The organism is Flavobacterium polysaccharolyticum (assembly GCF_038739875.1).
Taxonomy (GTDB): Bacteria; Bacteroidota; Bacteroidia; order Flavobacteriales; family Flavobacteriaceae; genus Flavobacterium; species Flavobacterium polysaccharolyticum.
The window spans coordinates 1-255 of sequence record NZ_JBCGDP010000113.1; the positions used below are offsets into that span (position 1 = coordinate 1).

Sequence of the window (255 nt, forward strand, 5' to 3'; positions counted from 1 at the left end):
TTACATCTTCTACAACAGTAGTTTGGACATATTCAGATGGAACCAACAGCACGACACAAAATCAAAGTATTGTGATAGCGGATACTACAGCCCCTGTTGCAGATGCTGCTACACTTCCTACGATTACTGCACAATGTAGTGTTACGAGTCTTACTCCACCAACGGCTACCGACAATTGCTTGGGAGTTGTTACAGCTAGTACTACAGCGGTTCTTCCTATTACTTCCTCTACAACAGTAGTTTGGACGTATTCAG

The 255-nt window shown here is 43.1% G+C and carries 1 protein-coding gene; it reads left to right on the plus strand.

Going from position 1 to position 255, the window contains the following annotated elements:
* A partial coding sequence (locus WFZ86_RS20300; RefSeq protein WP_342693636.1) for a hypothetical protein occupies window positions 1–255 on the plus strand: 255 nt, incomplete at both ends.